This window comes from Micromonospora chokoriensis (genome assembly GCF_000718555.1).
In the GTDB taxonomy this organism is placed as follows: Bacteria; Actinomycetota; Actinomycetes; order Mycobacteriales; family Micromonosporaceae; genus Micromonospora; species Micromonospora chokoriensis_B.
In genome coordinates, this window is sequence record NZ_JOAN01000002.1 from 98,909 (window position 1) to 112,479 (window position 13,571).

The window sequence follows — 13,571 nt, forward strand, 5'->3', positions numbered from 1 at the left end:
AGCCGCGAGACGACCGACCACACCCAGGGCGTACGGGTCAGCGGGCCTACGAGGTAGCGAACCTGAGCCGGACGATGGTGTTGTCCAGCACGCTCGGCGTACCGCCGTTCTTGTCGTTGTTCGTGGAGGTCAGCCAGAGCCCGCCGTCGGGGGTCTTCACGACGGTTCGCAGCCGTCCCCAGGTGCCGTTGAAGAAGGCACGCGGCGTGTCGGTGGTGCTACCCGTGATCTTCATGACCCAGAGCCGACCGCCGCGCACCGCCGCCATGTAGACCCAGTCGTTCACGATCTCCAGGCCGCTGGGGGACGCCGACGCGGTGTCCCACTGGCGGACCGGGTTGGTCATGCCGGAGACGCTGCAGGAGCCCTCGCAGGTGGGCCAGCCGTAGTTCTGGCCTGACTGAATGAGGTTCAGCTCGTCCCAGACGTTGTTGCCGAACTCCGACGACCAGAGCCGGCCCTGCGAGTCCCACGCCAGGCCCTGCGGGTTGCGGTGGCCATAGCTGTAGACGCGCGTGCCGAAGGGGTTGCCGGGTGCGGCGGCGCCAGTTGCCGTGACCCGGAGGATCTTGCCGTTGAGGGAGCTGAGGTTCTGCGCCCGATTCGCGTCCTGCCCATCGCCGGTGGCGATGTAGAGGTAGCCGTCGGGCCCGAACTTGATCCGGCCGCCGTTGTGGAACGTGTTCTTGGCGATTCCCGTGACGATCGGTTCACGGGCGCCGATCGTGCCGTTCTGGAAGGTGAACCGCACCACGCGGTTGTCGGACGCCGCGGTGTGCATGGCGTACACGTAGCGGTCGGTCGCGAAGTTCGGCGAGACGGCCAATCCCATCAGGCCGCCCTCACCGTTTGTGGTGACGGCCTCGGTGATCCGTCCGACCACGGTCTTCTGCCCGCTCAGCGTCACCTGCACGATCTCGAAGCGGTCCCGCTCGGCCACCAGGGCCGTGCTGTCCGGCAGGAACGTGATCCCCCAGGGGAGGTCGAGCTGGGTGTTGACGTTCCGGTCGAAGATCGGATCGCCACCGGTCGCCGCGGTGGCGGTGCGCACCGACAGGCTCGCGCTCCGTGCCGAGGTGTTGTTGTTGGCGTCGAAGGCTTCGACGCTGAAGAGGTAGGTCGTGTTGGGGGTCAGGGCGTCGGCGGTGGCGGTCAGGTCCGGCACCGTGGCGAACTTGACGCCGTCGCGGTACACGTTGTAACCGGTCACGCCGATGTTGTCGGTGCTGGCGTTCCAGGCCAGGCTCACGCTCGTGCCGCCGACGTTCGTGGTGCGCAGGTTGGCCGGTGTGCTCGGAGCCTGGGTGTCGCTGCTGGGCGGGGTGGTGACGGTGAGGTTGTTGCTGCCCTGGGACGGGTTGCCGCTGGCGTCGTAGGCGAGAACGCTCAGCACGTAGCTGGTGTTGGGCTGCAGGTCGACGGTGACCGCCGTGATGTTGCCGCCGGCGGTCTTGATCACGTTGCCACCGTTGTAGACCTTGTACTGCGCGACGCCGACGTTATCCGTCGACGCGTTCCAGGCCAGATCCGCGCCGTACGGGCGGACCGCGCCGACCACGCGCAGGTTGCTCGGCGGGGTGGGCGGCTGGACGTCGCTCGGCGGGGTCACGCGCAGTCGGTCGAGGTTCGGCCCGCCGTTCGCGGTCGTCGCCGTCGCCGTCGCCCGGATGGTGTTGGCCCCGGCGGTGAGGCTGAGCGTGACGCTCACGTCGGCCCAGGTGTCCCAGGTGGAGGTCGGTGGGAAGGCGAGCCCTGGTGCCGCGACCGCGCCGTTGACGGAGATGTCCATCGGGCGGTTGACACCCGACCCGTGGGAGTGCCGGAAGGTCACGGTGTGCAGGCCGGCGGTGCTGGCCTGCACGGTGAACTGCACGTAGGAGCCCACCACGTTGTCACCGTTCACGAAGCCCGTGCCGGTGTAACCGGCCCAGTTCGACTCGACCACGCCCTGCGAGATGACCGCGCTCTCCGCCTGGTAGTCGGTGAAGGCCTGCGGTGACTCGACGTCGACGTAGTCCAGGTTGGGGCCGCCCCCGCTGGTGGTGCTTGTCACCCGGATCGTGTTGCTGCCGGCCCGTACCGTCGCGGTCACGTTCTTGGTGGCCCAGGTGGCCCATGCTCCGGTGCTCTGAAAGACGAGCGCCGGAGCGACGACGGAACCGTTCACCGCGACATCCGCAGGACGATCGGCGCTCAGCCCGTTCGCGAAGCGGATGCTGAACGTGGCAGTGCCGGCGGTCGTGGAGTTCACGGTCCACTCGACGTAGGAACCCACCACGTTGTCACCGTTGACGAAGCCGGTGCCGGAGAAGTTGGCGTGGTTGGACTCCACCACGCCCTGCCCGATCGTCGCGTTCTCGGCCTCGTAGCGCACCGGCGCGGCGGCCGCTGGCCCGATAAAGGTGACAGTCGCGACGAGCAGCCCCGCCGCGACTGTCGCGAGGAATCTTCTGCCTGTACGGTGCGCGAACATGCCACCTCCAACAGATAGTAAAGTTTACTAACTTCAATATCTGGATACCACCGCACTTCAGCCGTGGTGTCAATGGAGGTGTCGCAGTGGATCAGCGCGGGGCAGGCAATCGCAGGCCGGACATGCCACCGTCCACCGGCAGCGACGAACCGGTCACCGACCCGGTCGCGGGCGACGCGAGATAGACGACGGCGGCGGCCACCTCGTCGGCGGTCACCAGACGCCCGGTCGGCTGGCGGGAAGCGAGCTGCCGCTTCTCCGCCGTCGGGTCGGCAGCGCTCGCGAGCAGGCGGGCCACCCAGGGCGTGTCCACGGTGCCGGGGGCGACACAGTTGACCCGAACACCCTCCGGCACCAGGTCGGCGGCCATCGCGAGGGTGAGGGCGTGCACGGCGCCCTTGGTCGCCGAGTAGAGGGCACGTCGGGGCAGGCCGACGGTCGCCGCGATCGAGGAGATGTTGACGATCGCCGCCGACGACGACCGGCGCAGATACGGCAGGGCGACCGCGCTGGTGCGAGCCACGCCGGAGACGTTGACGTCGAGCACCCGGCTCCACTGCTCGTCGTCGTTCTCCTCCACGGTCCCGACGGCCGAGATGGCGGCGTTGTTCACCAGGATGTCGATGCCGCCGAACGCCGCGGCGACCGAGTCGACGGCCGCGCTGAGGGAGGCCCGGTCGGCCACGTCCGCCCGGACGCCGTGCACGCCGGGGTCATCCGGCAGGCCGGACAGGTCCAGGTCCAGCACACCCACCCGGGCGCCGGCGGCGAGGAACGCCCGCACGCAGGCGAGCCCGATCCCCGACCCACCTCCGGTCACCACCGCCACGAGACCGTCACACCGCATGCTGCTCTCCCCTTTGTCGTGAGTGGCGCACCGCCGTCGACACGGCCGTGCGTTCGTGCGTGTCGTTCGTCAGGCCCATGCCGGTCCGTCGGGGTACGCGTACGTGGCGAGGCTCTCCGGCCGCATCTCGGCGGAGAACCCGGGGGCGGTGGGCGTCACGTAGTGCCCGTCCCGGATCACCACCGGATCGACGAAGTGCTCGTGCAGGTGGTCCACGTACTCGATGACCCGGTTGCGCATCGAGCCGGACACCGCCACGAAGTCGAACATGGACAGGTGCTGCACCAGCTCACAGAGGCCGACTCCCCCGGCGTGTGGGCAGACCGGCACCCCGTACTTCATGGCCAGCAGCAGGATGGCGACGTTCTCGTTGACGCCGCCCACCCGACACGCGTCGATCTGCACGACGTCCACAGCGCCGGCCTGCAGCAGCTGCTTGAACACCACCCGGTTCGCCACATGCTCGCCGGTGGCGACCCGGATCGGCCCGCCGTCGGGCGCGCTGGTGGCCAGGGCAGCGCGGATCGCCGCGTGCGCGAGCACATCGTCCGGGCTGGTCGGCTCCTCGATCCACCACGGGTCGTACGGCGCCAACTCGCGCATCCGCTCGACCGCCTCGGCGACGTCCCAGCGCTGGTTGGCGTCGACAGCGATCCGGATGTGCGGGCCGACCGCCTCGCGGGCGACCTTCAGGCGGCGCACGTCGTCGGCGGCGTCTGCCCCCACCTTCAGCTTGATCTGGGTGAACCCGTCGGCCACGGCCTGCTTGGACAGCTGGATCACCTTGTCGTCGGGGTAGCCGAGCCAGCCGGGTGACGTGGTGTAGCCGGGGTAGCCCCACTCGGTCAGCCGGGCGATCCGGTCGGCCCGCCCCGGCTCGGCGGCGCGCAGCATCTCCAGCGCCTCGTCGGGGGTGAGGGCGTCACTGAGGTAGCGCCAGTCGACCAGGTCGACGATCTGCTCGGGGCTCAGGTCGGCCAGGTAGCGCCAGACCGGCTTACCCGCCCGCTTGGCGACCAGGTCCCACATCGCGTTGATCACTGCTGCGGTGGCCAGGTGCATCACGCCCTTCTCCGGGCCGAGCCAGCGCAGCTGCGAGTCGTGGGTGAGCGAACGGGCGAACGCGCCGAGGTCCACGGTGTCCGGGTCGAGGCCGACCAGGTACGGCACAAGCGCGTCGATCGCCGCCTGGCAGACGTCGTTTCCCCGCCCGATGGTGAAGGTGAAGCCGTGCCCGTCCGGCCCGTCGTCGGTCTTCAACACCAGGTACGCGGCCGAGTAGTCGGGGTCCGGGTTCATCGCGTCGGAACCGTCGAGGTCCCGCGAGGTCGGGAACCGGACGTCGTACGTCTCGACCGAGGTGATCACCGCCATCAGGCGTCCCGGAGCGTGCTGCGCTGCCGGCCGAGGCCGTCGATCTCGACCTCCATCACGTCGCCGTCGGCCAGGTACGGGAACCGGCCGGAGAGCGCCACCCCCTGCGGGGTGCCGGTGTTGATGACGTCGCCCGGGTCCAGGACGGTGTACTGGGACAGGTGCCACACCAGGTACGCCACGTCGAAGATCATGTCCTTGGTGCTGGAGTCCTGTCGGGGATCGCCGTTGACCCAGGAGCGCAGCCGCAGCGCCTGCGGGTCGCCGATCTCGTCGGCGGTGGTCAGCCACGGCCCGAGCGGTTGGAACGTCTCGCAGGACTTGCCCTTGGACCACTGGCCGCCGGAGACGGCGAGCTGGAAGTCCCGCTCGGAGACGTCGTTGGAGAGCACGTACCCGGCGATGTGCCCGAGGGCGTCGGCCGGCGAGGCGAGGTAGCGGGCCTGTCGGCCGATCACCACCGCCAACTCCACCTCCCAGTCGGTCTTCGTCGAGCCGCGCGGGATCAGGACCTCGTCGTACGGGCCGACGACGGTGTTGGGCGCCTTGTAGAAGATGATCGGGTCGGTCGGCGGCTCGGCCCCCGACTCGGCGGCGTGTGCGGCGTAGTTCTGCCCCACGCAGAGCACCACCCCGGGCCGGGCGATCGGCGCGCCGACCCGCTGGCCGGTGACGTCGATCTCGGGCAGGTCGGTGGCCTCGCGGACCCGCTGGACACCATCGCCGGCGAGGAAGTCCCCGTCGATGTCGGCGGTGAGCGACGACAGGTCGAAGTGCCGCCCGTCGACGTACAGCACGGGACGCTCCTGCCCCACGGGCCCGACGCGCATGAATCTCACGAACCAACCTCCAGTGCATAGGTACGAATTGCGGTGCCGGCCAGCACGTCCGCTCGCTCGGTGGACGACAGCTCACCCAGGCATGCCTCGATCGCCGCCCACGCCTGCGCGTACGAGGCGACGAGGTCGCAGACGGGCCAGTCCGAGCCGGCCATCAGCCGTTGCGGGCCGAACAACTCCAGCGCGGTGTCGACGTACGGCCGGATGTCGGCCACCTGCCACCCCGGGCCGGCCTCGGTGAGCAGGCCGGAGAGCTTCGCGACGACGTTGTCGCAGCCCGCCAGGTCGCGTACCGCCGCGCGCCACTCGGCGAGGCCGGCGGCGGCGATCCTCGGCTTGCCGAGGTGGTCGAGGACGAAGGTGGTGCCCGGCGTGGCCCGCGCCGCGTCGGCGCAGCTGGTCAACTGTCCCAGGTGGACGACCAGGTCGAAGGTGAGGCCGGCGGCCCCGATCGCCGCGAGGGCGGCGCGCACGTCGGCGCGGGCCAGGTGCCCGGGGTCGACGACCCCCTGCACCTGGTCACGGAGCCCGACCAGCTTCGCCGCGCCGGGCAGGTCGCGGTAGCCGGCGAGGGTGGCGGAGATGGCCGGGTCGGTGAGCGACGCCCAGCCGACCACCCCGGCGATCCGGGGCGTGCTGGCGGCGTGGGCCAGGAACTCGGCGGTCTCCGCGGCGTCGCAGCGGCCCGCCTCGACCAGCACGGTCGCCGTCACCCCGGCCTCGTCCAGTTGGGGTACGAGATCGGCGATCGTGTAGTCGCGCCGGATCGACTCCAGGCCCGGCTCGGCGAGCCAGGGGTAGTCGGCGGTCCACAGGTGGTGGTGCGCGTCGATGATCACGGTGTCGGTACCTCCCTCGGTAGCAGGCCCTCGGCCTTGAGGTCCGCCCACAGCGCGGCGGGCACGTCCCACTCGAACATCGCCACGTTGTCGGCGATCTGCTGCGGGTCGCGGGCGCCGACCACCACGCTGGCGACCGCCGGGTGCCCGAGCGGAAACTGGATCGCCGCGGCTCGCAGCGGCACGCCGTGCCGCTCGCACACCGACCGGATCGCGGTGGCCCGGTCGAGCAGCTTCCGGTCGGCCGGTGCGTAGTCGTAGTGGGCGCCCGGCTTCGGGTCGGCCAGCAGGCCCGAGTTGTAGACCCCGGCGGCGAGGATCGCGATCCCCTTCGCCTGACACAGCGGCAGCAGCTCGTCGAGGCCGGACTGGTCGAGCAGCGTGTATCGGCCGGCGAGCATGAAGCAGTCGAAGTCACCGGCGTGGGCCAGCTCGACCAGCGCCGGGGCCTGGTTCATGCCGGCGCTGACCGCGCCGATCTCGCCGGCCTCCCGCAGCTGCGCCAACGCCGGGTACGCCCCGGCGACCGCCTCGGCGAGGTGGTCGTCCGGGTCGTGGAGGTGCGCGATGTCGATCCGGTCCAACCCCAGCCGGGCCAGGCTCTCCGCGTGGGAACGGCGCACCCCGGCGGCGCTGAAGTCGAACTGCGGGGTGAGGTCGGTCGGCTCGGCCCAGAACTCCTGCGCGTCACCGCCGCCGGGGACGAGCAGCCGACCCACCTTCGTGGAGAGGGTGAACTCGCTGCGCGGCTTGCCGGCGAGGACCTCCCCGGCGCGCCGCTCGGAGAGGCCGCAGCCGTAGAGCGGGGCGGTGTCGAAGTAGCGCAGCCCGAGGTCCCAGGCCGCCTCGACGGTGGCGTGGGCGACCTCGTCACCGACGGGGTCGAAGAGCCCGCCGATCGGGGCGAGCCCGAGCCCGAGCCGGGTCACCACCACGTCGGTACGCCCCAGGGTCACCGGGTCGGTGGCCTTCACGCGACCACCCGACCTCACGCCACCCTCCGGTCCTCGATGGCGTCGCGGTCCCAGTCGATGCCGAGGCCCGGCACGTCGGGGGCGAGCGCGTGCCCGTCGACGATCGCGATCTCGGTCCGGGTGATCGCGCGAAGCTGCGGGATGTGCTCGACGTAGCGGCTGTTCGGCACGGCCGCGCAGAGGCTCACGTGCAGCTCCATGAGGAAGTGCGGGCAGACCACCACGTTGCAGGCCTCAGCCAGGTGCGCCACCTTGAGCCACGGGGTGATGCCACCGATGCGCGCGACGTCGACCTGGACGACGCCGGCCGCCTGGCGGCGCAGGTACTCGGCGAACTGGCCGATCGAGTACATCGACTCCCCCACCGCGACCGGAATGGTGGTCGCGCGGGCCAACAGCTCGTGCCCGGCGACGTCGTCGGCCGGCAGCGGCTCCTCGAACCAGGCGAGCTGGTGCGGTTCGAGCAGCCGGGCCCGGCGGATCGCCTCGGCGGCGGTCAGCGACTGGTTGGCGTCGACCATCACGTCGAAGTCGTCGCCGAGGGCCGCCCGGACCGCGCCGATGCGGGCGGCGTCCTCGGCCGGGTTCGGCTTGCCGACCTTCAGCTTGACGCCGGGCCAGCCGGCCGCCTGGGACGCCTTCGCGCCGGCGACCAACTCGTCCTCGGTGAGGTGCAGCCAGCCACCTTCGGTGTCGTACAGCGGGATCCGTTCCTTGGCGCCCCCGGCGAGCACCCACAGCGGCAGGCCGGCGGCGCGGGCGCGCAGGTCCCACAGCGCGGTGTCGATCGCGGCGAGCGCCAACGAGGTGATGGCGCCGACCGCGGTGGCGCGGGTGGCGGCGTGCAGGTCACGCCAGATCGCTTCCACCCGGGCGGCGTCGCGGCCGACGAGGTGGGGCAGCAGGTAGTCGCGCAGCAGCGCGAGGACCGCCGTGCCGCCGGTCCCGATCGTGTACGAGTAGCCCGTGCCGTGCCCGCCGTCGGCGGTCTGCACCTCGACGAAGATCGTCTCCTGCTTGAGGAAGGCCTGGACCGCGTCGGTGCGGACGGTCTCGACGGCAATGTCGACGAGGTAGGCCTCGGCCTTCGTGATCGTCGCCATCAGCTGCACCCGAGCAGGTCGGTGCGGGCGGTGCGGCCCGAGCCGATCCGGGACAGGTTTCTGCGCGGCATGTTCGTCTCCTCGGAGGTGGTGGTGGCGAGACGGAAACGATGGAACCTATTTCCTATAGGATGTTGCTTTGCTAGTGTGTACTCGCTCACACGGGCGCAGTCAAGGGGTGCTGAGGAGACGAGATGGCCCAGCAGGCAGGTCGCGAGGGTCGACTCCGTCCCGCCCGTCGACTCACCCTCGCCGACGACGTCTACGAGTCGATAAAGACGCTGGTCATGGACCACATCCTTCCTCCCGGCGAGCGGGTCAACATCGACGCGCTCGCCCGGGAGCTGGATGTCTCCCCCACTCCGGTGCGCGAGGCCCTCGCCCGGTTGGAAGCCGACGGCCTGGTCCGCAAACGCCCGCTCTCCGGCTACACCACCACGCCCCTGCTGAGCCGTGCCGAGTTCGACGACCTGTTCGAGGTCCGTCAACTGCTGGAGGGTGCCACCGCCGGGCGGGCCGCCACATACGCCTCCGCCGAGGCGCGCCAGCGGATCAGCGTCGAGGCGGCGGCGCGCATCGACGTCGAGTCCGGCGACGGATATCGCCGACACGCCGCCTTCACCGCGCTGGACGCGAAGTTCCACGACCTGATCGCCGAGGTCGCCGGCAGCCCCCTGCTGCGCGACACCATCACCCGGCTGCACTCGCATCTGCACCTGCACCGGCTCTACTTCCCGATCGCCGGCGCGCCGGCCACCAACAGCGAGCACCAGCGCATCGCCGCCGCCATCGTCGCCGGCGACGCGACAGCCGCCACCGAGGCGATGCGCGCCCACCTCAGCGCCGCCCGGGAGCGCCACCTGCCCGCCTTCGACCAGCTCCCCACTCCCGGAACACCGCGCGACTCGGCGTGACCCACCCCCGACACATTCGAGGAGCCGCCATGCGGATCGCCCTCTTCATCACCTGCGTCAACGACCTCGCGTACCCGGGCACCGGCATCGCGGTCACCCGTATCCTGCGGCGGCTCGGCCACACCGTCGAGTTCCCCACCGCGCAGACCTGCTGCGGGCAGATGCACGCCAACACGGGCTACCGGGCCGAGGCGATGCCGATGGTGCGCAACTACGTGGACGTCTTCGACTCCTACGACGCCATCGTCGCGCCGTCCGGGTCGTGCACCGCGATGATCCGCGACCAGTACCCCCACCTGCACGCGCCCGCCGCCTCGGTGGCCGCCCGCACCTACGAGCTGTCCGAACTGCTCGTCGACGTGCTCGGCGTCACCGACGTGGGCGCCGAGTTCCCGGAGACGGTCACCTACCACCCCACCTGCCACGGCCTGCGCATGCTGCGCCTCGGTGACCGGCCGCTGACCCTGCTGCGCAACGTTCGTGGGATCCAACTGGTCGAGCTGGGCGACGCCGAGGAGTGCTGCGGTTTCGGCGGCACGTTCGCCCTGAAGAACCCGGACGTCTCGACCGCGATGCTCACCGACAAGTGCGCCCGGGTTCGCGACACCGGCGCGCGGGTGCTCGCCGCCGCCGACAACTCCTGCCTGGCGCACATCGGCGGCGGCCTCGACCGCAATCGCTCGGGCGTACGGGCCATGCACTACGCCGAGATTCTCGCCGAGACGGGGGCCACCTCATGAATCCTCCGGCCACACCCGCCACCGGGAGCGGACGGATCCGCACTCCGCTGCCCTTCCCCACCGCCGCCAAACCGGCAGTCGCCGACACGCAACTCCGGGCCAACCTGCACCGGGCCACCCGCACCATCCGCGCCAAACGGGCCCGGGTCGTCGACGAGGTACCCGACTGGGAGGCGCTGCGCGACGCCGGCTCCGCGATCAAGGCGGACGTCCAACGTCGACTGCCGGAGCTGCTGGAGCAGTTCGAGGCGTCCGCCACCGCTGCCGGCGCCACCGTGCACTGGGCCCGCGACGCGGCCGAGGCGTGCCGGATCGTGGTCGCGCTGACCCAGGCCGCCGGGGCCGACGAGGTCGTGAAGGTCAAGTCGATGGCCACCCAGGAGATCGAGCTCAACGAGGCCCTGGAGGCGGCCGGGATCGCCGCCTACGAGACCGACCTCGCGGAGCTGATCGTGCAGCTCGGCGAGGACACCCCCTCGCACATCCTGGTGCCGGCGATCCACTACAACCGGGGACAGATCCGGGAGATCTTCCAGCGCCGGATGGCCGACGCGCCGACCGACCTGAGCGACGAGCCGGCCGCGCTGGCCGAGGCGGCCCGCGCCCACCTGCGCCGACGTTTCCTCTCGGCCCGGGTCGCCGTCTCCGGCGCCAACTTCGCCGTCGCCGACAGCGGCACCCTCGTGGTCGTGGAGTCCGAGGGCAACGGGCGGATGTGCCTCACCCTCCCGGAGACGCTGATCAGCGTCGTCGGCGTCGAGAAGCTGCTGCCGACCTTCACCGACCTGGAAGTCTTCCTGCAACTGCTGCCGCGTTCCTCGACCGGCGAGCGGATGAACCCGTACACCTCGATGTGGACCGGCGTCACCCCCGACGACGGCCCCCAGACCGTACACATCGTGCTTGTCGACAATGGCCGGTCCGCGGTGCTCGCCGACCCGGTCGGGCGGCCGGCGCTGTCCTGCATCCGCTGCTCCGCGTGCCTCAACGTCTGCCCGGTGTACGAGCGGGCCGGCGGGCACGCGTACGGCTCGGTGTACCCGGGCCCGATCGGCGCGATCCTGTCGCCGCAGCTGACCGGGGTGGCCGACAACGCCTCGCTGCCGTACGCGTCGACTCTCTGCGGCGCCTGCTACGACGTGTGCCCCGTGAAGATCAACATCCCGGAGATCCTGGTCCACCTCCGGCAGCAGGCACCGCACCCGGCCGCCGAACGGGCCACCATGCGGGTGCTGTCCTGGGTCATGCGCAGCCCTCGACGGTGGGCCGCCGCCCTGCGCCTGGCCCGGGCCGGCGCGGGACCCCTCGGGGCGTACCGTCAGCGGCGCACCGGCGCACGCACGCTGCGGCGACTGCCCTGGCCCGCCTCGGCGTGGACCCGGTCGCGAGACCTGCCGTTGCCCGCGCCGCAGACCTTCCGTGATTGGTGGGGAAAGCAGTGACCGCACGTGACGAGATCCTGGCGCGGCTCCGGACGGCCCTGGCCGACAACCCGCCGCCGGTGCAGGTGCCCCGCCGGTACCGCCGGGTCGACGACCGCGCCGACCTGATCGGGACGCTGGTCGACCGCCTGGAGGACTACCGGGCGGTCGTCCACCATGGCATCGACGCGCTACCCCGGCTGCTGAGCGAGGTCGACCGGCTCGCCGTCCCCACCGACGTTCCCGCCGAGTGGCTCGCCGGCTACGCCGGGCAGCTGCACCGCGACGCGCCGCCGCTGTCACCGGCCGCGCTCGACGCCCTGGACGCGGTCCTGACCGGCTGCGCGGTCGCGGTCGCCGACACCGGCACCATCATCCTCGACGCCGGCCCGGCGCAGGGACGGCGGGCGCTCACCCTGGTGCCCGACCGGCACATCTGCGTCGTCCGCACCGACCAGGTCGTCGGTCTGCTGCCCGAGGCGCTGACCCGGCTGGACCCGCGCGCGCCGCAGACCTGGATCTCCGGCCCATCCGCGACCAGCGACATCGAGCTCAACCGGGTCGAGGGAGTGCACGGCCCACGCCGGCTGGAGGTCGTCCTGATCGGCTTAGGAACCTGACGACACCTGTTCGCCGCTGCGGGTCTCACCCGCCGTCGCCTGCAACGGTATGCCGCGCACGTTGAGCAGCATGACGATGCCGACGCCGACCACCAGCGCGATGTCCGCGACGTTGCCGACGAAGAACCCGGCGTAGTCGATGAAGTCCACCACGTGCCCGCGCGCGAAACCCGGCTCGCGGAAGAGGCGGTCCAGCAGGTGCGTCGCCGCACCGCCGAGCACCAACCCCAACGCCACCGCCCAGGCCCGCGACGTGACCCGCCGCGCCACGACCGTCACCGCGACCACCGCCGCCGCCGCGAACACCGCAAAGATCCAGGTGTACGCGGAGCCGATCGAGAAGGCGGCACCCGGGTTGTAGACGAGCCGCAGTTGCAGCAGGTCACCGAGGAGGGAAATGCTCTGCCCGCCGCCCAGCGCGGACTCTGCCCAATATTTCGTGAGCTGGTCTGAGGCGAGCACCACAGCAGCGATCAACACGACGACGCGGAACACCCCGGAACCCTAGCCGGTCAGGAGTGACCGGCACCACCGGCGGTCGCGGTCAGACCACGGCCCGTCGTCGTCGCAGTCGCCGCGACACCAGCAGCACCCCGGCAGCGACCAGCAGTGCGCCGCCGGCGCGGGCGGCGATGGGAACGGCGGCACCACGGCCAAGTTTGACACTGTGGGCGGGCTCGGTGCTGCGGACGGCCACCGGAACGCCGGTGAGGGCCCAGTCGTGGGAGTCAGCACCCGAGGCGTACACCGCGCGTTGTCCGTCGGGGCCGGTGGCCACCGCCCGGTACGCGGGATTGAGGTCGGTGAGCATCCGCACCGCGACGGTGGCCGTGTCGACCGGCCCGGGGCAGGTGTAGTCGACGGTCGCGCCGGCCCTCGCCAGGGCTTTCGACTCGGCGACCGTGCCGAGGCAGCGACGCGTGCCGTCGGACACCGTGATCTGCTTGAGCAGGTACGCGGAGAACCGCTCAGACGATGCGAGCACCGCGGGATCGGTCGTCCGGTAGTCGACCGCACCGTCGAGCAGGACGCGGTCGGGCGGCAGCAGGCCGAGCGAGACTCCCAACAGGGTCAGGTCGTCGGGGCCACCGACGCGCCACCGCACCCGTACGACCTCTGGCCGCTTGTCGTCGCGCGCGATGGACACCGTCTGCGGATCACCGGACGGATGCGCGGTCGCCGGAACCGGCAGGGCCGTGATGGACGCGGCAACGGCGAGCACCGCCAGCGGGAGGACTTTCACCGCGCTTCGCCGACGACGTCTGGGCAGGGGCACGAAACGCTCCGGGATAGCGGCGGCAGGAGTCGCGCCCACCATGCCGAACGCGCGGGAACGTGCAGGTCCGGATGGGTGTGCAGCACCGGACCGCAGCGTGAACAGTGCGTTGATCAACTTCATGCCGCGTCGGGAGGAACGTGGGAACTTT

The 13,571-nt window shown here is 71.2% G+C and carries 13 protein-coding genes; 4 read left to right on the top strand and 9 right to left on the bottom strand.

Features of this window, described 5'->3' with window-relative positions:
• Positions 1-46: 46 nt before the first annotated feature.
• The 7 genes from IF46_RS32165 to IF46_RS0103930 all read right to left on the bottom strand — a co-directional run bounded on the left by IF46_RS32165 (position 47) and on the right by IF46_RS0103930 (position 8,449).
• A complete protein-coding gene (locus IF46_RS32165; protein ID WP_051723617.1) occupies positions 47-2,473 on the bottom strand; it encodes a PQQ-dependent sugar dehydrogenase in 2,427 nt (808 codons plus the stop codon).
• Between the two features lie 91 nt (positions 2,474-2,564).
• Entirely contained in the window at positions 2,565-3,320 is a 756-nt protein-coding gene (locus IF46_RS0103905; RefSeq protein WP_030486874.1) for an SDR family NAD(P)-dependent oxidoreductase, read from the bottom strand.
• A gap of 69 nt (positions 3,321-3,389) precedes the next feature.
• Positions 3,390-4,694 carry an enolase C-terminal domain-like protein gene (locus IF46_RS0103910; RefSeq protein ID WP_030486875.1) on the bottom strand — a complete coding sequence of 435 codons (1,305 nt, stop codon included), beginning with the start codon at positions 4,692-4,694 and terminating at the stop codon, positions 3,390-3,392.
• Positions 4,694-5,533, bottom strand: coding sequence for a fumarylacetoacetate hydrolase family protein (locus IF46_RS0103915; protein WP_030486876.1), 840 nt, complete (start codon positions 5,531-5,533; stop codon positions 4,694-4,696). Before IF46_RS0103915 ends, IF46_RS0103910 begins: the two co-directional genes overlap by 1 nt.
• A complete protein-coding gene (locus IF46_RS0103920; RefSeq protein WP_030486877.1) occupies positions 5,530-6,372 on the bottom strand; it encodes an amidohydrolase family protein in 843 nt (280 codons plus the stop codon). Before IF46_RS0103920 ends, IF46_RS0103915 begins: the two co-directional genes overlap by 4 nt.
• Entirely contained in the window at positions 6,369-7,346 is a 978-nt protein-coding gene (locus tag IF46_RS0103925) for an aldo/keto reductase (RefSeq protein WP_030486878.1), read from the bottom strand. Before IF46_RS0103925 ends, IF46_RS0103920 begins: the two co-directional genes overlap by 4 nt.
• Positions 7,347-7,360: 14 nt before the next feature.
• Entirely contained in the window at positions 7,361-8,449 is a 1,089-nt protein-coding gene (locus tag IF46_RS0103930) for a mandelate racemase/muconate lactonizing enzyme family protein (RefSeq protein ID WP_030486879.1), read from the bottom strand.
• 194 nt (positions 8,450-8,643) lie between these two features.
• Between IF46_RS0103930 and IF46_RS0103935 the strand changes: the two genes are divergently transcribed.
• From IF46_RS0103935 to IF46_RS0103950, 4 genes are read left to right on the top strand one after another with little or no spacing between them, the layout of a single operon-like run.
• Positions 8,644-9,363, top strand: a complete 720-nt coding sequence (locus tag IF46_RS0103935) for a GntR family transcriptional regulator (protein ID WP_051723618.1) — start codon at positions 8,644-8,646, stop codon at positions 9,361-9,363.
• Between the two features lie 29 nt (positions 9,364-9,392).
• Positions 9,393-10,103: a (Fe-S)-binding protein gene (locus IF46_RS0103940; RefSeq protein ID WP_030486881.1), complete on the top strand. Its 711-nt coding sequence runs from the start codon at positions 9,393-9,395 to the stop codon at positions 10,101-10,103.
• On the top strand, positions 10,100-11,545 hold the full coding sequence (locus tag IF46_RS0103945) for a LutB/LldF family L-lactate oxidation iron-sulfur protein (RefSeq protein ID WP_030486882.1): 1,446 nt from the start codon (positions 10,100-10,102) through the stop codon (positions 11,543-11,545). The genes IF46_RS0103940 and IF46_RS0103945 overlap by 4 nt, the downstream gene beginning before the upstream one ends.
• The gene (locus IF46_RS0103950) at positions 11,542-12,144 is read left to right on the top strand and encodes a LutC/YkgG family protein (protein ID WP_198041345.1); all 603 of its coding nucleotides are present in this window, start codon (positions 11,542-11,544) and stop codon (positions 12,142-12,144) included. Before IF46_RS0103945 ends, IF46_RS0103950 begins: the two co-directional genes overlap by 4 nt.
• Here the strand turns inward: IF46_RS0103950 and IF46_RS0103955 are convergent.
• Both IF46_RS0103955 and IF46_RS0103960 read right to left on the bottom strand, forming a co-directional pair.
• Positions 12,133-12,639 (bottom strand): signal peptidase II, encoded by a 507-nt coding sequence (locus tag IF46_RS0103955; protein ID WP_030486884.1) that lies wholly within the window; start codon positions 12,637-12,639, stop codon positions 12,133-12,135. The two genes, IF46_RS0103950 and IF46_RS0103955, sit on opposite strands and share 12 nt — an antisense overlap.
• Positions 12,640-12,688: 49 nt before the next feature.
• Entirely contained in the window at positions 12,689-13,387 is a 699-nt protein-coding gene (locus tag IF46_RS0103960; protein WP_030486885.1) for a hypothetical protein, read from the bottom strand.
• Positions 13,388-13,571 lie beyond the last annotated feature (184 nt).